At 43.1% G+C, this 19,952-nt stretch carries 18 protein-coding genes; 2 read left to right on the top strand and 16 right to left on the bottom strand.

What is annotated here, in order from left to right; genetic code table 11:
- Positions 1–171: 171 nt before the first annotated feature.
- Positions 172–1,845: an aminoglycoside phosphotransferase family protein gene (locus AAEO50_RS05360; RefSeq protein ID WP_341981412.1), complete on the bottom strand. Its 1,674-nt coding sequence runs from the start codon at positions 1,843–1,845 to the stop codon at positions 172–174.
- A 220-nt stretch (positions 1,846–2,065) separates the two neighbouring features.
- On the opposite strand from AAEO50_RS05360, the gene AAEO50_RS05355 reads away from it, so the two are divergent.
- Positions 2,066–2,446 carry a VOC family protein gene (locus tag AAEO50_RS05355; protein WP_341981265.1) on the top strand — a complete coding sequence of 127 codons (381 nt, stop codon included), beginning with the start codon at positions 2,066–2,068 and terminating at the stop codon, positions 2,444–2,446.
- Positions 2,447–2,511: 65 nt separating this feature from the next.
- Here AAEO50_RS05355 and AAEO50_RS05350 read toward each other — a convergent pair whose 3' ends face one another.
- The 4 genes from AAEO50_RS05350 to AAEO50_RS05335 form a co-directional block, all read right to left on the bottom strand.
- The gene (locus AAEO50_RS05350) at positions 2,512–3,753 is read right to left on the bottom strand and encodes an ATP-binding protein (protein ID WP_341981263.1); all 1,242 of its coding nucleotides are present in this window, start codon (positions 3,751–3,753) and stop codon (positions 2,512–2,514) included.
- Between the two features lie 555 nt (positions 3,754–4,308).
- On the bottom strand, positions 4,309–4,920 hold the full coding sequence (locus tag AAEO50_RS05345; RefSeq protein WP_341981260.1) for a hypothetical protein: 612 nt from the start codon (positions 4,918–4,920) through the stop codon (positions 4,309–4,311).
- Positions 4,917–5,186 (bottom strand): autorepressor SdpR family transcription factor, encoded by a 270-nt coding sequence (locus AAEO50_RS05340; protein WP_341981410.1) that lies wholly within the window; start codon positions 5,184–5,186, stop codon positions 4,917–4,919. Before AAEO50_RS05340 ends, AAEO50_RS05345 begins: the two co-directional genes overlap by 4 nt.
- Positions 5,187–5,409: 223 nt before the next feature.
- Positions 5,410–6,438: a serine hydrolase domain-containing protein gene (locus AAEO50_RS05335; RefSeq protein WP_341981258.1), complete on the bottom strand. Its 1,029-nt coding sequence runs from the start codon at positions 6,436–6,438 to the stop codon at positions 5,410–5,412.
- Positions 6,439–6,736: 298 nt separating this feature from the next.
- Here AAEO50_RS05335 and AAEO50_RS05330 point away from each other — a divergent pair, with 298 nt between their 5' ends.
- Positions 6,737–7,252 (top strand): GrpB family protein, encoded by a 516-nt coding sequence (locus AAEO50_RS05330; RefSeq protein ID WP_341981256.1) that lies wholly within the window; start codon positions 6,737–6,739, stop codon positions 7,250–7,252.
- 93 nt (positions 7,253–7,345) lie between these two features.
- Here the strand turns inward: AAEO50_RS05330 and dnaN are convergent, their stop codons facing one another.
- The 11 genes from dnaN to AAEO50_RS05275 all read right to left on the bottom strand — a co-directional run bounded on the left by dnaN (position 7,346) and on the right by AAEO50_RS05275 (position 19,362).
- Positions 7,346–8,476, bottom strand: coding sequence for a DNA polymerase III subunit beta (dnaN, locus tag AAEO50_RS05325; protein ID WP_341981408.1), 1,131 nt, complete (start codon positions 8,474–8,476; stop codon positions 7,346–7,348).
- Between the two features lie 409 nt (positions 8,477–8,885).
- Complete coding sequence (locus tag AAEO50_RS05320; RefSeq protein WP_341981255.1) at positions 8,886–10,289, bottom strand: HAMP domain-containing sensor histidine kinase; 1,404 nt, start codon at positions 10,287–10,289, stop codon at positions 8,886–8,888.
- Positions 10,279–10,983, bottom strand: a complete 705-nt coding sequence (locus AAEO50_RS05315; RefSeq protein WP_341981253.1) for a response regulator transcription factor — start codon at positions 10,981–10,983, stop codon at positions 10,279–10,281. Before AAEO50_RS05315 ends, AAEO50_RS05320 begins: the two co-directional genes overlap by 11 nt.
- A 124-nt stretch (positions 10,984–11,107) precedes the next feature.
- Positions 11,108–11,818 (bottom strand): hypothetical protein, encoded by a 711-nt coding sequence (locus AAEO50_RS05310; protein WP_341981251.1) that lies wholly within the window; start codon positions 11,816–11,818, stop codon positions 11,108–11,110.
- A 137-nt stretch (positions 11,819–11,955) separates the two neighbouring features.
- On the bottom strand, positions 11,956–12,837 hold the full coding sequence (locus AAEO50_RS05305; protein ID WP_341981249.1) for a peptidylprolyl isomerase: 882 nt from the start codon (positions 12,835–12,837) through the stop codon (positions 11,956–11,958).
- A gap of 284 nt (positions 12,838–13,121) precedes the next feature.
- Complete coding sequence (locus tag AAEO50_RS05300) at positions 13,122–14,399, bottom strand: S1C family serine protease (RefSeq protein WP_341981246.1); 1,278 nt, start codon at positions 14,397–14,399, stop codon at positions 13,122–13,124.
- 461 nt (positions 14,400–14,860) lie between these two features.
- A complete protein-coding gene (locus AAEO50_RS05295; protein ID WP_341981244.1) occupies positions 14,861–15,901 on the bottom strand; it encodes an ABC transporter permease in 1,041 nt (346 codons plus the stop codon).
- Positions 15,898–16,731, bottom strand: a complete 834-nt coding sequence (locus AAEO50_RS05290; RefSeq protein ID WP_341981242.1) for an ABC transporter permease subunit — start codon at positions 16,729–16,731, stop codon at positions 15,898–15,900. Before AAEO50_RS05290 ends, AAEO50_RS05295 begins: the two co-directional genes overlap by 4 nt.
- A 38-nt stretch (positions 16,732–16,769) precedes the next feature.
- Positions 16,770–17,702: a hypothetical protein gene (locus AAEO50_RS05285; RefSeq protein WP_341981240.1), complete on the bottom strand. Its 933-nt coding sequence runs from the start codon at positions 17,700–17,702 to the stop codon at positions 16,770–16,772.
- A complete protein-coding gene (locus AAEO50_RS05280; protein ID WP_341981238.1) occupies positions 17,699–18,229 on the bottom strand; it encodes an RNA polymerase sigma factor in 531 nt (176 codons plus the stop codon). Before AAEO50_RS05280 ends, AAEO50_RS05285 begins: the two co-directional genes overlap by 4 nt.
- A 305-nt stretch (positions 18,230–18,534) precedes the next feature.
- Complete coding sequence (locus tag AAEO50_RS05275; protein WP_341981236.1) at positions 18,535–19,362, bottom strand: MBL fold metallo-hydrolase; 828 nt, start codon at positions 19,360–19,362, stop codon at positions 18,535–18,537.
- Positions 19,363–19,952 lie beyond the last annotated feature (590 nt).

The following is a 19,952-nucleotide window of genomic DNA, read 5'->3' as shown; positions in this document are numbered from 1 at the left end:
CGCTGGGACGGGCCTTCAACAGAAATTCACTCTTTACCGAGCCCCCGTTTTCTCACCTTTAAGCCTGGAAACTTCTTCTTCCAATTCAGCTAACCGCTTATGAATCCTATAAATAATCGGTAAATATGCAATGGCTAAAATAATGGCCCACCCCATCATTTACGTCCCCCTTCATGTTCCTAAAGACAGGTCCCATTCTTTCTTAAACTCCGCCAGCGATCGCTGACGTTTCTTTCGCTCATCACTGACCGCTTTAAGTGCCACTCTGTATGACGCTTCACTCAACCGCCACTTTTCAAGTGAACGGTCCTTTTCCCCGCCAAACAAAGCGAAGGCGGTGGCTCCCATTCCATACACATTCGTGATTTCATCGATCGATGCACCATGTGTGAATTCCTCCGGCGACATGAATCGGGATGAACCCCACATTCTTCCCATCGTATTGATATAGGGTATTTTGGAATAGAGATCAATATCACAGATGAGGGTCTTTTTTGCAAGAAAATCATACAGGATACTGCCATCATAAAAATCGATGGCCACATACCCCTGCCTGATCACGTGGATGTGAAAGTCTAGTATGTCACTGAACACGTCCAGTCTTGTGTTATCCGGCATCTGCATGAACTTCTCCCTGGAGAGCGGATACATCCTGCCCATACATTCGCCGTCTGTCCATTCAAAAATGGCGGCAAATCCTCCCCCGACTTCCTCCGTCCGAATCAACCGGATCAAATGAGGGTTCTCTAAATCCTTATAAACCTGAGCGGCGGCCTTAAGCCCCGCAACCGCATCTTCGGGATTTCCGGCATAACGCTCTGTCGGTGCACCGGCATATTTTATGAAATGTCTTTCACCGCCATTCTTTACCCCGAAGCAGATATTTCCTGAGTCCTGATCGTCATACACCTTGAAGACCTCACCATATCGCTCGATGAACGAGAAGTCATAGGGACACTTTAGTTTGTATGGAATCTGATTGATATACTGAACATAAAAATCCTCCAGATACCACGTCGGTACTGGATTATTCATGCCGTCAAACCAGCGCAGCACTTCCTTGGCCTGCTCCTTCATGACGTTGATCTCTTCTTCACCGAAAGAAATCGCCCAGGGAATGGACGACAGCATATTGCTGCTTATGTAAAACGCCAAAAGTTTGAAGAACTCTTCCGGCGGCCTGCCGTTAAAATAGCCGTTGAGCTGCCCCGTCGCAAAATGCGGACTGGCAGAAGCACTCCACACAATGCGATTGAACTCTTCCCACGGATCACCGAAGTCATGTCGGTTGAAATCGATGACGGAGAGTTCCTTCTTTGCAGAAATGACCATATTTCCCACGTGATAATCGCCGTGATGAAAGGATTGCGGCCGTCTCCTCAGGAGATGCCTGTTCGCCTCTATATAGGAAATGACTCGATCGCCGTCTTCTATTTTGATGGGACAGTCATTATATTGTTTGATCTTGCCGTCCACTTTACGATTGAATTTCGTTTCCCAATCCTCTTGATCAACCGGCGCAGGAATCGAGTGGATTTCCCGAAGTATCCTACCCGATTTCAACCCCAGTTCATATTGCTCCGTATCGGTCAATTCAGGCAATACAATGGCGGCGTCTTCACCCTCACACCATGTAAAAAGAGAGTACACACCATTGCCGTTATCAAACAAGCCGAACTCAACAGGCTGCGAGATGGACAGTCCCCTCTCGGCTAACTTCTTCAACATTTCAAACTCGCTCTTCTTCATGTCGTACTCTGAACGATCAGCCGTACGGAGCAGCAGCTTTTCACCAGTATCGGTTTCAATATAGTATTTTTTATCGCTCGACCAGCCCTTGGGGATCGGTTCGATCGTTCTAAATGTATGGTTGGTTTTAATATTTAATATGTCGTCACCTCCAGAGAGTTGTGGGGACGGACCTTGCCCCGGTTATAAAAGGCATAAACCGTTCCTCTGTACACCTGAGTACCGGCAGGATTAGGGAAGAAGGGTTTTACCTTCACAATAAAGAATATTAATTTTAAGCAGTACTATCATTTTTTTAAAAAAGGAGCGGAATTCTATGTTTAGTAAGGTCGGTCAAATCATGTTGTATGTCAATAATCAAGATGACGCAGTGAAATTCTGGACTGAAAAATTAGGCTTTGTGGTCTTAGATGAAGAGAACAACAATCAGGGAATGAGGTGGATTGAGATAGCACCCAAAAAAGGTGCAGAAACAAGCATCATTCTTCATGATAAAGATTTCGTTTCTAAAATGTCTCCTGGTTTAAACCTTGATACTCCTTCTTTAATGTTATTCACGGATAACCTTGATCAATTACACAGTGAGTTATCAAATAAAGAAATGACAGTTGGAGAAATCGTAAATATGCCGCATGGCAGTGTATTTAACTTTGCAGATAATGAAGAAAACTATTTTGCCGTAATGGAGAAAAAGTAACCCTTAATCATGATCATTCAATTGGCCGCCAAATTCAGGCGGCTTTTTTATGTAGGAAAAATAAGTTATGTATGCTTGGGCAAAAGAATAGTAAACATCGTTCCGTTACCCAATTGACTTTCCACCACGATTTCACCCTTCATCCGCTTCACAATCTGATAGCAAACCGTCAATCCAAGCCCCGTCCCTTTTTCTTTTGTGGAATAATAGGGGCTGCCTAGTGATTTGAGCTGCTCTTGCGGCATGCCGGCACCATTATCTTTAATGGTAACCATGATTTTGCCATCTTTATTTTCAGTGGCTGCAGCGGTTATTTCTCCATTCTCTTTAATCGCTTCAATCGCGTTTTTAAGAATATTGATGAAGACTTGCTGAAGCTCCAGTTTCAATCCCTTTAACACCAAGCCGTCTTCAATGTCTTTCTTGATTTCAATGCTGTTCATAGCGGCATAGGTTGACATCACTTCAACGGATTCATTAAAGGCTGAGGTCAGACTGAACTCTTCTAATTCTTCCGTTTGCGGTTTGGCGAGGGAAAGATATTGATTGATGACCTCTTGTGCGCGGTCTAATTCCTTTATGGATATATTGATGAACGTATTTTGTTCCTGTGATAAACGATCTCCCTGCAGAAGCTGCATGAAACCCCTTACCGTTGTCATCGGATTTCGGATTTCATGTGCGACCGATGCCGCCAGCTGACTGACGACATTGAATTTCTCAGCTTTTATCAGCTCTTTTTTAATTCTTGCTTGTTCCATTCTGATTTCAATCAAATAGATGATGAGTACGAGTGTAATCCATATGGCCATAGTGGAACTGACCATTAAAGGAAGCTGATTTGTTTCATTTTTCATTAGTAAAAAAATGGCTCTTGTAGCCGGGACGAAAAAATAAAAAATGGAAACTATGAGAATTTTGTTCTTCCACTTAGACCTTCTGAACCATTTAGATAGAGGAATCAGCAGCAGACAATAGATTGTATAATTTACGGCCAGGCTGATGAATACATGATTGGTAAACCAGCCGGTCAAAAGCAACACGAAAAACGTGGCGAACCCCACCCTCCTGCCGCCATAGATAAAGGCAATGATGATGGGAATCACTTTAAAATCGTACACATATCCGCTTGAATACACCACGGGAAATGTCATGGTAAACACGACGATCACAATATTCGTGAAGAGAAACTTCAAGTTAAACTCTATCGTCCCGTTTTCCGCTTCTCTGGTAAACATCTGAAACAGAAGAATCGTAAACAATATAAATACCACATGCAGAACTAAATGGTGGACGGACTCTATCATACAAAATCTCCTTCATGACAAAAACAGGATTTTTCAGTCATCTTTACTAATTCTTCGACATTCTTTTTAAAAATCCTTTTCACATCCAAAATATGGACTGGAGGAAGCACGGGGGGTTGATTAGTAGAATGGACTATTTTTTATGATAGCAGGGACAGAACAGCCTCCTTTTTTTTCGGAATGTCCGCCTTTCGCCGGGATTGTTTTCTATTATTAGTGTCCAGCACCAGGAAAAATTGGTTTGTTAGTAGATAATCTTTTAGTTTTGACCAAAAATCTTCGAGAAATCAGTCATAATCGTCGACTTTTGGACATTATTCGTCGAGTTTCCTTGAATAATCTTCGAGTTTTGCCTATTAATCATCCATCTCTTCATTTCGTACGTCTTTTATATCATTCGGGTAGCGCACAGGCAAAGCACCGACGCGCTGCCCGACGTACCCCCTCATCATCACTTATGTGCAAGCAGCAGGAATCCAATAAAAAAAGAGGTGCCGAAGCTACCTCGTCTCTACATAAACCAGATTATACTCCTTTAATCCCCTGCCACTGAATTCACCGTTCATTTAGATGAAGCTGATATGCTTTATATGCACGAAAAACGGCTGCAAGCAGGGTACTGAAGAGTATGGTAAAGAAACTGATCAACATAAGAGTTCCTTCAAGAAGCCCAGACAACATCATAAGGAATCCTCCTGCAAAAAGCGGATAAGCAAATGGGCGCAGTATAGTATTCCATACTTGATTAGTTGAGTTCATCGGGGGTGAAGAGCTTTCTTTCGTATCCAGTTGGAACCTTGGAAGTGTATTTGCAGTCGTAATAAGGACTGTCCCTACAAGAATCGGAACTAATCTTAATAGGTCAAACTCCGTACCCATAGTGACAAGAAGCAACCCACTATGCAGGACAAAAAGGATTACAATAAGGGACAGAAAAATGTGATCAATCCCTTTCATAAACCTGGAGGAGGAATCCATCCGTTTAATGAGCCTCGGCAGAATGAAGAGCTGAATGTTTAATAAAACCATTGTTAAAGGAATAGTGAGCAAGATAACTTCACTTGGTCCATACTTTGGTTCCATCATTTCAATGTTCGTAGCATATAGATAGATACTTACGCCGAGAGTAAAAATAGTTAAGAAACTAATCATGAATTTACTGTTCATTCGTTCTCCCCCTTAGAATTAAATTGAATGACCCACTTCATAACATCCTGAAAAACCGTAGAATTCAAAGAATAATAAACATACTGCCCCTTTTTAAAGGCATAAACCAATTCAGCATTTTTCAATACAGATAAGTGTTGCGATATCCCAGGTTTACTGATTTCAAAATGATTGGCAATTTCCCCTGCTGTCAAATCTCCATTCCGGAGCAGGTCCAAAATCTTTCTTCTATTCTCATCAGATAAAGCTTTAAACAGCTCGTTAATTGACAAAAAAGGTACTCCTTTCATTTAAGTGATTACTTAATTACTTAAATTATATACTATTGGAACTAAATGTCAACAATCATCTTCAAGTCGACCACCGGAAAATTATGTTTCATCACTATGAATACCGCCTAACACATCATTTATCACGCTATGTTCCGGGCCAATAGATGGCTTTATAAAGGCTCAGATTAGAGCCCCCCAACATAACCGCCTGTTGAATTTAGTTAGTTACACAGTTCATTATCGTATCGCCAAACGATCTTACATCCGATAAGTAATCATATCCTTCCGGGGAACCAAAACTATTAAACATACGAACTGCAACTAGATCCTCATAGGGAATGACTAACAAGGTTACATTTGTGAAGCCGAGTATTTGATAGGAACCTTCAGGGACGAAATGACCTATCTCTGTCTTTTTGGCAGGTAAATCTTTTACGAACCATAAGAAACCATTTTGAGGCAAATCCTTATGAAGGGTGGATGGACTTTGAAGAGAAGTGGCCATATCTATGATTTCTCTGGGAACAATTTGCTTCCCATTTATTTTTCCTTTTTTCAAATGGAGATACCCCCAATAAGCCAGCTCCCTCGTCGATACATACATATTCATTTTATCGCCTTCAGTGCTTTCACTAGTACTCCAGTCTTCATCCCCTTCGTACCGTAAAATCACATCCACAAGCTGCTTGTGTTTCTTTGAATACCAATTGGATTGTATAAAACCTAGGGGCCTGAAGACTTTTTCATGAAGAATATCTGCAACTGATTTATTTGTTGTTCTTTTAACAATCTCAGTAAGAGCCTCGATCCCAATTTGTTTATAAGACCAGTTTGAGCCGGGAATATACTCACGAACGGTTAGATTCCCCTCTTTTTTCAACCCATGAGTATGTGTAAGTAAATGCCTGATAGTAGTACCTTTCCAGGCACTCTCTTCAAGTTCTGGCAAATATGATCTTACAGGATCATCAATACTGTTTATGTATCCGTAATACAATGCGTAAGAAACTGCAAATCCAATATAACTTTTCCTCACTGAAGCTACATGAAACTGTGTATCAGGCTGAACTGGTCTAGCATCTATTTCACCTGATTGCTTCCCTATGTACCGTTCTAACACGACCGAATCTTTATGAATGATAAGAATGGATGCTCCTGAACAGATTACATGATTAAATGTATTGTTAACATGATCTAGTATGGGGAAGAAAGAAGAATTAATTTTGCTGCCGAGAATCAATATCATACACTCCATTCAATCTAAATTATGTGCCCCTTGATTTAAGAAGAGGTACAAGTTAAAATAAGCCCCCTTTTAACTTGATACCAATTATTTCAAATTCCATCTGCTTACTCAAGCGGAATTTTCAATAAAGGACGGGGGCGATTTCTGCGTTTCCTTCCGGAGCAAGAGAACCGTCCCCAAGCTTCAGCTGCCAGGGATCAGGCTTTATAATAGGTAATTTATGCTAAAATAAATTGTAAGCCGAATTGTTCTTTAGTCATTCCTCAAGGAAAAAAAGAATTTATTGATAGGAGAGCTCATGACAAAACCGATCGTACATTTAAAAGAATATAACCCCGAATGGGAAAACCAATTTGATTATGAAAAAAAGCAGATCATTGAGGCTGTTGGTCAGGGTATTGCCGCAGTAGAACATATTGGAAGCACTGCGATAAAGGGATTAAAAGCGAAGCCGATCATCGATATTATGGTTGGCATCGACGACTTAAACAGGACATCAGCATTAGTTGCCCCCTTAAGCCAAATCGAATTTGAGTATGTTCCGAAACCGGAATTAACTGATAGAAGATTTTTCAGAAAGGGATCATGGGGCAGGGGCACTTGTCATTTACACATCTGGGAGTTTGAAAGTACAGAATGGATGGAAAAATTATTGTTCCGAGATTATCTTAGAAAATATCCTAAAGCAGCTGAAGAATATGCTTCACTGAAGAGTAAACTCGCTGCAGAATATAAGTACGACCGCCCGGCCTACACTCAACATAAAGAACCGTTCATCAAAGATATAATTGAAAAAGCCAGAGGAGAACTTTAATAATGTTCATGCTCCATTTTCCCGCCCCCTTGAATGCAGAGGAAAGCGCAAGATCCGTCCCCGCGCTTTCTAGAATGCAGTTCATTTAGTATTTTAATAGGACCTCACTGGAGAGATAAGCTGCAATTGAAAATCATTTCTTACTGGCAGAACGAGAATGGGCCTCATCGAACCATTGAAACATAGTTTCACTTCATCTTCTTTAATAGCCTTTAGTGCATCCATCATAAAATTCCCATCAAGCGTAATATTCAACTCAGCATCCCCTGAAATATTTTTTATGTATTGCGTTTCTTCAATTTGCCCCATTTCTGATGCTTTCGAGTAAATTTTTATCCTTGATTGATCAGTGACTTGCAGACTGATATTGTTATTTCTCCATTCACTGGCAAATAAGCTTGCTCGATCAATGCCTTTTAACAATTGTATAGTATCTAAAGTAATGACGGTGCTTGATTGTTCCGGAATTAAACCTGAAACATTCGGATAAACACCCTCAATTAACCTTGAATATAAAGAAATGGTATTCGATTTAAAAACGATATTCGTCTCTGTGGCATAGATATCAATTTCGGTTGTATAACTAGCAAATAACCTCATAAATTCAATTAAAGATGAACCAGGCACAATAAATGAACCGCTTAGATTCGTTTCTACCTGATATTTTTTCAACGCTAATCTGTTTGAATTTGTTGCCACACAAGTAAGCACACTTTCTTCAATAGAAAAATTAACCCCAGTCAGTACAGGTCTTGTCTCACTTTTTGAGGCAGCAAAAACCGTTTGTTTAATCATATCTATTAGATCGTCACTATTCATTTTATAATTGTTACTTAAATGAACTTCAGGCAAAGAAGGATATTCTTCTGCATTAAGCCCGTTTAATTTAGTAACGATTTCATCTGATTGTATAACTACCGATTGATTTTCATTAGCTTTTAAATAGATGTCACCAGGCAACTTTTTAGTTATTTCGCTTAGATACTTTGCAGAAATGACTACACTGCCTTTTTTAAAGACCTCTAACATATTTTCCCCATCACTTGAACTGGGAAGATTTCTTTCAATAACAATATCTGAATTGCTTCCTATAAGTGTTAAGCCCTCAGTATCTGCTGTTATTTTAATCCCTGTCAATATCGGCAGTGTCGTTCTAGAAGATACAGCCTTACTAACTTCTGAAATAGCTTTATTGAAATAGTCGTTATTTATTTTAAACTCCATAAAAAAAACCCTCTCATTTTCAGCTTTTAACATTCATCTAAATTATAATTCCAATCATTTATACGAACGTATATTCCTATCATACCATATTCAGAAGGAAAAAATTTCATAATTGATATTTTTCTAACTTTTATGCAACTCCACAAAAAATACATGCCACTTTTGAAAAATACGTGCCAGATTTTAAATTCACAAGCCAAATCTCGAGTATTCAAGCCACTTTTCCAATATTCAAGCCAAAATTCCTAAATACGTGCCACTTGTCGAATAATTTTTACCTGCGCACAAAATTAGGTCCTGGCTCCCGGCACGGTGAAATTTAACAGGTTCGAGCAACCAAAATTAAAGGCCCGTCCCAACATACGTTAACGCATTAACGCCCCCTGGGACGGGCCTTAAAACTTGAATATTACAACGGCAGCCGAATCACAAACTTAGTACCTCTGCCCTTCTCACTAAACACATCAATCGTCCCCTCATGCATCAGCACCAACTGCTTCACAATCGACAGGCCGAGCCCGAATTCACCGTACGGGTTATTGGTACGGGACAGGTCCGCTTTATAAAATCTGCGCCAAATCGATTGGATTTCTTCGGTGTCCATGCCAATTCCAGTGTCTTCGATTTCGATGACGGTTTCGGCTCCGGAAGAGGCACCGCTCAGCGTGATCGTTCCCCCGGAGGTGAATTGGATGCTGTTTTTCGTGATGTTGATCAGGATTTGGATGAGCCGGTCATAGTCGGCGTGCACCAATGCATCAGGATCTGCAAGGATTTTGATTTCGTTCCCCTTTTTTTCAGCCTGAAAATCGAGCTGCTCCTTGATGACTTCGAACACATCCAGTAACGGGACGGTGACTTTCGTGATGGCGATCTGGTTGGAGCGTATTTTTTCATAATCCAGGTTTTCATTGACAAGTCTGATGAGCCGCCTTGTTTCCTGGCTGACGAGACCGAAGCTTTTCTCTTTCTGTTCTTCGGGGATCATGTCGTTTCTGATGCCCTCAATGACACCGCGAATCGTGGTAAGCGGTGTTCTCATCTCGTGTGACACATCCGCCATGAACTGCCTTCTCCGGTTTTCGAGGGTGTCGATTTCCTCTTTGGATGTCCGGAGTTTCGCGACCATTTCATTAAAATCCTCGGCAAGATCGCCTATTTCATCGAAGTTGGAGCTCGGGACGTGCACATCGTAATGACCGGATGACACGAGCGAAGTCGCCTCCCGGATCTTTTGAATTCTTTTTACATGAAGCTTTGACAAAAGCAAGGAGATCAACACTGAAATCGCCAGGGCGAGCAGCACAATATAGAGAAGATATTGATTGATTTCAGTCAGCATTTCCCGCGTGCCGCTGATCGGGGAAATCAAGATCAGCCCGCCGGCCAGTTGTTCATTGACGACCCGCGGCATGATGACGAGCGATACCGCCTGGTCAAAACGGCCGAAGTCTTTTTTCAGCGGGACGGTTTGACCACGTTCAATTTTCTGCCACTCTTCTTGGGAGAGCTCAATCCGCGGGTACACCCCGCCCCTTGAATAGGAAACTTCCCCTTGCCGGTTGAATGTGATCAAGTCGATGTTCCGTGCCTGCAGCAGGTTGCTGTATTCCTCGAGATAAAGAGGCCTCCTGGGACTGGGCCGTTCAAGGTCTGATAAAATTTTCTCCCCGTACGACCTCAGTTCCGTGACCTTATTTTCATAAACAAGATTCTCGACGTAATGGGAAAACAGGGTGCCGAGGATCAGGAAGGCGATGATGAGGACGCTTGTATGGCTGAGAAGCAGCTGATAAAGATATCTAAATTTCATCCCCGGCCGCCGTTTCATCGAATTTATACCCTACTCCCCAGACCGTATGCAGGTACGGCTTTTCCTTGCTGCCGATTTTGTTGCGAAGCCGCTTGATATGTACATCGACCGTCCGTTCATCTCCGTAAAAATCATATCCCCATACGCGTTCAAGAAGCTGTTCCCTCGAGAACACCTGGCGCGGATGCCGTGAAAGATAATAGAGCAATTCAAATTCCTTTGGCGTGAGATTGGTAAGCGGAACGCCTTTCAGAAGGACTTCACGGGTTTCCTTACTGATCTGGAAATCCGCCGTCATGACATCCTGATTTCCGGATCCACTGTTTTTCTCCCCCTGATACCGGCGTGTAACAGCGCGTATCCTTGCCATCAGGGCAAGCGGCGAGAAGGGCTTGGTCACATAATCGTCGGCACCGAGCTCGAGCCCGAGCACCTGATCGGATTCACTGTCCTTCGCCGTCAGCATGATGACGGGGATCTGCGACTCTTCCTCCCTGATCTTCCTGCATATGGTCACCCCGTCCATCCCAGGCAGCATCCAGTCCAGGATGATGAGATCCCAATCCCCTTCTTTATAACGCCGGTACCCTTCAGCCCCGTCGTGGACAAACTCCCCTTTAATGCCTTCTTTTGTAAAAAACATCTCAAGCATCGACGTGACACTTTCATTGTCCTCCACTACCAGCACGTTCATCAACATCCGCTCCTTTCCCTAATTCTCTCTATCTAAATTATAGTCTTTTTTTCCAATCCATTCTATTATTTCCCTCTACCCAAAAATCCCCGCAGCGTGGCGGGGATTTCCTGTGGGGGTGGTCCTATAATGTTTCACTTTTGGATTCGGCTGATGATTCCCCATTCTGCTTTGTATCAGGTGCTGATTCATGAGACCTTTTTCCATGCCCCGGACCGTGATGCCCCTTACCGCCCATCCGGAAAAAGTGGTCCTTTTCCTTGTTGAAAGGGAAGAAATCAAGTTCTTTCGCTTCATCGGCATGATCGGTCATGATCTCATCCATCAGTTCTTTTGTCGTTTTGCCTTCCGTTTCAATACCAAGCTCCTTGGCTGCTTTTAAAATGGATGCTTCGAATATTTCTTTTTTCAATTCTTGATGATCTTTTCCTTCTGTCGAAATCCCCAATGTCTTCGCTTTTTCGGTAAGCTCAACTCCTCGGATTTCTTCCATTACAGCTCGGTGATCTTTTCCTTCCGTTTCAATCCCTAGTTCCTTTGCTCTTTTTTGAAGTTCGGCATCCATGATTTCCTTGGCGAGTTCACGTGAATCCTTATCGGTGCTGTCGATTCCAAGCTCTTCTGCCTTTTCCTGCAGCTGCTCCTCATTCAGGTGGAACTTCCCATGTCCGCCGCCGCGATGGCCCCCAAATGCCGGATCCGTTTCATTCTCGACTACCGCTGAATCATTTGTCTTCGCAATGTCCTTCTCTGCGGCGAAGGCTGGAATCGCCCCGAAGATTCCGACAGATAATGCCCCTGTCAGTACATACGCCAGTGTTCTTTTCTTTGTCATTGTATTGCCTCCTTTTTTGTTGCTCCGGAAGCTGAATCCTTTTTATGTAACTGACCTTGAAGTCGGGATCCGTTTCCGTGCAAACTCATTATTCCCGGAAGTTATTGCCGATTTATGAACAAATAATGACTGGTTCATTAACTTTTCAAGCGATTATCAATGTTGTACTTCTCTTTCTTTTCCTCAAGCCACGTTCCGTACTCCGTTTGAAGTGACTGATCGAACAGAATCTCGTTTATTTCCTCTTTATGCTCTTCTAGAACTGCTTCCTTCGCTTCTTTTTTGTCCGTCACCTTGATGATATGGTAGCCGAATTCTGTTTTGACTGGTTCACTGATTTCATCTGGCTTCATCTCAAAGGCTTTCTCCTCAAATTCCTCAACCATTTCTCCTTTGGCAAAAAATCCGAGCTCCCCTCCAGATTCAGCATTGGACGTATCAGTGGAATATACCTTCGCAAGCTCTGCAAAATCCCCGCCGGCATCCAGCTTGTCCTTCACTTCCTTTGCCGTCTTTTCGTCTTCTACAAGAATATGGCTTGCTTCAACCTGCTCTTCTTGAGCAAACGAATCTTTATTCGCTTCAAAATATTCCTTTATCTGATCATCCGTAATCGACACCCTATCCTTGAGCAGCTTTTCAGTCAATAAATACGTCTCGATATTCTCTTTCAGGCTCGCAGCATCCGCCCCGCTGGAAGCCAGCGCTTCATCGAACGCCTCGTCTCCCCCATAGGAATCTTTAATAGACTGCAGTTCATCCTCTATTTCGCTATCCTTGATCTTGATATTTTTTTCATCACCCTCAAGTTCCACAATCTTTTCCGCAATCAGCGTATCGAGTGCAGCCTCCCCATACTGATCCACCAGCGTCGAATACAAATCCTCTTTACTGATCGACTGGCTTCCCACCTTCGCCACCACTTCCTCTTTAGAAAAACCAAACGCAGCAAGCAGCGCCCCGATGACGACAATACCTCCTAATACACTCCATAATGTGATCGATTTCTTTTTAGTCAATGTTTTCTCTCCTTTTTGCTGGATTTTGGTTGTACCTGGTAACACCCAGTTTTTTGTACCTGGTACAAATCATGCATTTTGTGCCTGGTACAATTTGACCTTTTTGTACCTGGTACAATCCATCCGCTTTGTGCCAGGCACAAATAATGCGTTCTGTACCTGGTACAATTTGACCTATTGGTGCCTGGTAAAATCCATCCATTTTGTACCAGGTACATCAGACTCCATTTGTACCAGGTACAAATCACCCGTTCTGTGCCTGGCACCACTCATCAATAAACCTGCTAATTCACCATCGCATTACTTGTCAGAGTCAAGCTAATCGTTTTCTCTTCATCTCCCCGGAAAACGGTCAGCTCGATTTGATCGCCCACCTTTAAGTCAGCGTACAACAGCCTTCTCAAATCGGCCGGACTCTTCACGGGCTGACCATTGAGTTCTGTAATCACATCGCCCTCTTCTATCCCGGCTTCAGCTGCCGCTGATGTGCCGTCGATGCTTGCGACAATCACACCTGTTTCCACTTCCTCAGGCAGATCCCCCAGGTAGTTGCGCGGCACATCGGCTAGGTTCGTCATTCCGATTCCGATATATGGACGCTCCACTTTTCCCGTTTCAATGATTTCATTCACGATCGGCATGAAGTCCTTACTTGGAATCGCAAAACCAAGCCCTTCTACTCCTGAGTTGGCGATCTTCAAGCTGTTGATCCCGATCAATTCACCCTTTGAGTTCAAGAGCGCACCGCCGCTGTTACCCGGATTGATCGCTGCGTCTGTCTGGATGACATTCAATTGTGACTCACCTGCAGATGTGTCCACTGAAATGGTACGATCGACCGCACTGACGATTCCTTGAGTAACGGTTCTTGATAAATCAAGGCCAAGCGGATTACCGATGGCGATCACCTGTTCACCGGCGCGCAATGCACTGGAATCGCCGACTTCCAACAGGTTGTCCGCATATTTACCATCGATCTTCAACACGGCAAGGTCCGTCAATGGATCTGCACCGATCAACTCGGCTTCCGTTTTTCCACCATCATAAAGGGAAACCTCGATTGTAGAAGCGCCTTCGATGACATGGTTGTTGGTGATGATGTAAGCACTGTCTCCTTCTTTTTTGAAAAGAACGCCTGAACCAGTACCTGCTTGAGCATCTTGTGAAATGCCAGTGGAACGGTTATTTTGCTGCTGGTAATTCACGATTCCGACAATCGATTCAGAGGCATCCTCCACGACATTTGCCACATCGCTCCCAGTCCCGGTTGACACGGTTGTAGGAGTGATCTCCGAATCAGAAGCAGTTTCCGCCTGACCGCTTTCTCCTGCAGATTGTTCAATGCCCGGCTGAGCGAGATTCTGATAGTAATCCGTTTGAGGCAATACCGTCAGTGTCAGGACCGACCCGATGATTCCGGCACTGACTGTGGATAGAAATCCCTTCCCTTTGAATGGCTTTTTGGGCTTATCACGTCTTTGCATTTCCTCTTTGTTCACGGCTTCCGGCTTGTTTGATTCTATATGTGTCAATTCTTCGTTTTGATTGTTATTTTCGAACATGTGATTTCCTCCTCGATTTTTTTGCTCGGTTGAACTTTGCTGTTGATTTCATCTTAGAAGGAAAATATTACGAAACTATTAACAATCTATGTACAGGGTGGGAAGTTTTTATTGATTAAGGTGGGTATGGATGATTTTTTTGTGAAACTCGACGATTATTGGTCAGAACTAAATGATTATTGATGGAAACTCGATGATTTTTGGTAGAAACTCGACGATTTCCAAGCAAAACTAAAAGATTTTCTTCATCATCCGCTTGTAAAGAGTGGATGTTTTTGCAAAAAAAGAACCGCCAATAGAATTTGGCAGTCTGCAAGTTCATTTAAATTGATCTGCCCCTCGGTAAGGGCTGTAAAATACCTATATCTCATCGTTTTCAGCAATTTTATGAATTAATCAAAAAGCACGGGGATGGTTCATGTGTTTCCCCACCATCCCCATGCTTCTCATTCACTCCTCCATCAAGATGCGTAATCATCCCTTCTCACTCTCTCGAAATCTTCCTCTCCCGCTTTAAATACAGGTGTACCAGCGGAAGCTGACCGCTTCTTGCTTCTGCGACTCCTTCTCTTACTATAAGCTTTCTTTGGGGCAAGTCCCTTCTCAATCCCTGCAGACATACTGTTGATGGCAAGGATGGAAATGGTAAAGCATGCAAGCGGCCCGACTGCCAGCCACCACTGGTAGTTGATTTGTTTGATATACATGCCAAGCAGCCCGGACCATTCATTCGCTATCGGCATGGGTGGGTCACAGAAAACATCATAGCAGACGGATGTACCACCGAAATAAATCTGGAAAATGCCTAGATGGGCGATGATCAAGAGAACCTGAACGATGATTCTTGGAAATATGAGAAATAACCTTGGTGTCAGATGCGGCAGTACATGCTTCCTGAAAATATGAAAGGGGGAAGCCCCAAGTGTAACCGCACTCTCAATAAATTCCCGCTTCAGGATTTCCCTGGTTTCATCAGCGATCAGCAGCGCTGTGGTAGGTGCAAGTATGAGGGCGAGCATGATGACTTGATACACCACTCTTTCGGTTAACGTGTAAGCAAAGCCTTCAGGCGGTTCCCATAGTACAGGATACAAGATATTATAGCCAATGATCGATTGCGGCACGAAATAGAACGAAGAGGAAATGCCTTTTAGTAATGCTGCCGATCCTTTCTTCTTCCAAAATGCCAGAAACGTTCCCAGTATGAAAGAAAGCGAGAAACCAAGAATTGAGACGAGAAGAGCAGCTCCAAACGTATACTTCGCACCTTGCAGCAGCCTATAAAACATATGATATCCAAACTTATCCGTGCCGAATGGGTACTCTTTGGCAGGTTCCAACGGGGGTCCCGCAATCACTTTTCCCTCGCTGTCTTTCAGCCACTCTGTATTTGGTATGACCGAATCAAAGTGAGTTGCATGAATGACACTCGCCAATGTGATGATCAGGATGGTTAGAAATCCGATAAGAAATAAAGGCTGCCGAATGACATTCCATATCATAACTCCACCTCATTTCCAGTCATCGAATTCGCCATCCTTTGGACCCCTTTAAGAAACAAAAATATCGGGACGAATAATAAGACAGATGAGACCGCAAATAGAGTCGGCGTGTTATAGGAAAATAAAAACGTGGTGACACCAAGCATATTAAACAAATATTCCAAAATCAGCAGATTGGACAGCATCAGCCACATCACATTCTTCCCGTGGTAGGCCAGGCTGATGATTGTATTTCGGAATACGTGGACAAATAGGATGCGGAAATAGGATAGGCCTTTACTCTTTGCAAGTTCCACGTAGGGCTTCTCAAATTCCTCCCTCATCAACACCGTCAACGTCTTGATAAAATACATGGTCGGAAGAATCGATAAACATAAGACTGGAAGGACATACGCCCTGTCTTCCCCAAGCGCCACAAAATCAAATAGAAAGATCCCGGTCTTCCGGTAGATCCACACCACAAGCAGCTGACTCCCGACAATGATGAAGATGTCCGGGAGCGAGCTGAATAAAAAGGAAAAGGAATCAACCAGGACCTGAAACGGCTTGCCAAGCAGAAAATAAAAAAACAACATGAAGATGGCAGCTGACAAGGACAGGAATAATGCCGAAAAAAAGACGGTCAGGGAATATTCATACGCATTCCAAAAGAATGGAAAAAGCTCTCTTTCCACCCCCAATATTGGATTGACATACACAAGACTGGAAAGGGAAAAGAACCCCGCCAGGATCTTCCACAATTCATTGATGATCGATGGCAGGATGCTGATGGCAAAAATACCAGTAAGGATCATCAACACCTGAATGGCAGAAGCACTCAATTTATTCATACGATACCTCCTCTGGAATGAGTCTTATATACAAGGCATTAACGATGGATGGTTTCAGCTATGCCGGTCAAGTCATCCTCGGATAGCTCGTCGAGTGCGTATGTCATCACTTCATACATCACCTTTTCCCCATCATATTCCTTTATCCAGAGAATCGATTGATACGGGAATTCCCCCTTCGTCTTCTTAAGATAAAAGGCTTCATGGTCCTGAAGGTCGACCTTGGATACAGATAACTCCCCATCATCCAACGGCATATTTTCATAAAGCTCCACATTGGACGAGCTCCGGATGAACAATTCGGTCTTGTCATTGCTGTAGGTGGTGACAGTGACAATTTGGTCACTCTTCTCCTGTACCTTCACAATCTTGGCCACTACTTCTTTTTCACTGTGCGCCGCTTTGGCAAATAGCTCTGACTCCACTCTCTGGAATTGACCCTCCGCCGCATCCACCGTGATCTTGCCGCTTACAAACTTGAAACCGAGGGGAAGCGTTTCACTTGGGGCATAGGAATGTGCAATGGTGTCCCTGTATTTTTGAAAATCTGAGAAAACGGCTGGCTTCCTGTAAACGGTGAATGCCTTCTCTGGATAATCACTCACTTTATAATAGACGAGCGCTTCCCCCTGTTTCACTTTCTCCTTAAGCGCTTCGACCGAATCATCATTCCACTCTTGAACGTCGGCAGGGGACTTTGATATTTCCATCACGACTTCACCTTCTGAATCAAAAAGCTGGAATCCGTTATAAGCGAAAACACCGAAAGCCGGAATGGCGATCATCAGACCACCGATCAGTCCTGCCTTCACTTTCTTACTAATGATAGGGTAAATCATCTTCCATCTGTTCTTTTTACCATCTTCTTCTATCCTGTCATAGGCTTCATTCATGCGCTTCTTCACGATTGGCGGGATTGAATCTTGATCAAACAACCCTTTTACCTTTGCATCAAATTCGTTCTCATTCATTTCCACGCCCCCCTTGTTGAAGGTTTCGATTCAGAAACGAGTTGATCCATCAAAAGCTCCCTTGCTTTCGATAATCTTGATTTCACGGTCCCTTCTGGTATGTTGAGAATTTGTGAGATTTCCTTGATTGTAAGGTCCTCAAAATAGTATAGAGTCGTCACCGTTCGCAGGGCCTCATGCAGAGACGCCACGGCTTCTTGGACCGATAATTTAAAATCCAAGTCCTCTTCTTCCGTTTGTATGAAATCCAATACAGGCACAACCGACTGGCGTTTTTGAAGAATGGAAGTACATTCATTGATCAAGATGCGGATCATCCACGTCTTAAAATACTTGTCCTCTTTCAACGAACTCATCTTCTTATAACAGATCAAGATCGTTTCCTGAATCGCATCTGCGCAATCATGATCTCTCTTTAAAATCCCCTTCGCCACCCGGTACATCGTCGATTCATACTCTTTCATCAACGCAATGAACGAGGGGTGATGTCCCTTTTTGGCTTTCTTGATTAATTTTATATGCGACATGATCAGTACCTCCAGGACATTCATTGGCTCTATATCATTAGATAGAAAAATAGAAGGATAGGTTCAAATAATTTCATAAAATGTTAAATTAATTCCACTTTCCTTTAATCGTAGCATATTAGGATGCTAGTCTAGAAGGCGGGCGGTGACTTGGAATATATATTCCCCGTTGACCATTGGAGGATTTCATATCACCACGAAAGCACGGGGACGGTTTTTATGCTTTCTAAGCAGAAATCCCCGTCCCCGTGCTTCCTAGTTATTTAAATATGGTATTGTGTAAAGCTGCCATGTTTTTGCTATTTTCATGTATCGAACAATTCACCGTTAAGTGCTTTGATGTAACGAGTGGCCGACCGCTGAACTGCACGATGGGCATTCTCTTTTATCACTTTGTGAAAAGCGTTGTATAAGCGGTTGAATGGTAACTCAAATACTTTCTTCGCCATCTCCTCCACTTTGCTCGCAGGCAGGGGAATCAAATTCGGGTAGCTGTACATAAAGCTTACCCAGCCGGTATCGGCAACAACTTGTATGATATCCCCGGTCAGAAGAACCCCTTTGCCGCAATCCCCATTTGCCCAATGCAGCACTGCACCGCCTTTAAAATGCCCTCCGAGACGGTGTAATGTTAATCCTTCATTCAACTCTCTTTTTTCACCTTCCCATAAACGGATATGTTCACTTGGTTCCATTATCCATTCATGATCGCCACGATGAATATAGATCGGGGCATCGAACGTTTCCGCCCAATCCGCTTGCCTTGAGTAGTAATGGGGATGAGAAAGTGCTATTGCATGGATCCCGCCCAATGAACGGATGAATGCAATCGTTTCGTCATCCAGGTATGTGATGCAGTCCCAGAGAACATTGAAACCCTCACTGATGACCAGATAGGCTGTCTGCCCGATTCCCACTTTCGGAGTTGTGGTGATGCTGTATAGCCCTTGTTCTTCTTTAATGATGATATTTTTGTAGTTTCCGCTCTCCATTAATTCATCATGGGTAGACCAGGATTGACCATCAGGGTTCACATACTGCCTTTCTTCTTCGCAGATTGGGCAATGTTCAGGTTCGCTCTTACTCTTAGAATATTGGACTCCACATGTCGTACAGATATACTTTTTCATCATTTGTCCTCCGGAAATTTTATGTATCTTAACAGTACAAAAATCCCCTGAAACACTCATCCACCTTTTAGATGATGTTGGCTGCAACTTTAGTCGTATCACAGTTCCACTCCCTTTTAAAAAACGTGATTCCATCGCAGGAATTAAATCCAAGTAAAACGACCACCTTGGATTCGTTAAAAGATTTTTCGACAAGTTGGTTGATAAACGGGGAAAGTGGATTGAATATGATGGAAAGTGGGATAGTTTCGTTTTGCTGGAAGCCCCTGAACCGTCATCTGCGCTACCTTCCCCGCTTTACAACCATGGCTGCTTTCGAATTATGCTGACGTTTCCGGTTTATGCTGAAAAAAATGAATTTATGCTGACTAATTTTGTTATACGCTGACTTTAACAGAAATCCCCAAAATCTTTCCCTCCTGCTCATCACACTACAATCCCTGCTTCCACAAATCTGCAATCGAAATCAGGTCTTCACCCCCATCACTAAAAAAGTTTCAAAAACAGGTTGGGAAAACCCAGGACTTTCACCCTATACAAAACGCGGTTTAACTCTGTCTTTGATGAAAATTTTCCTCAATTACCTATGAATA

This window comes from Rossellomorea oryzaecorticis (genome assembly GCF_038405515.1).
Taxonomy (GTDB): Bacteria; Bacillota; Bacilli; order Bacillales; family Bacillaceae_B; genus Rossellomorea; species Rossellomorea oryzaecorticis_A.
The sequence above is the reverse complement of the archived record's forward strand: the minus strand, read 5'-3'. Positions and strand labels throughout refer to the sequence as shown.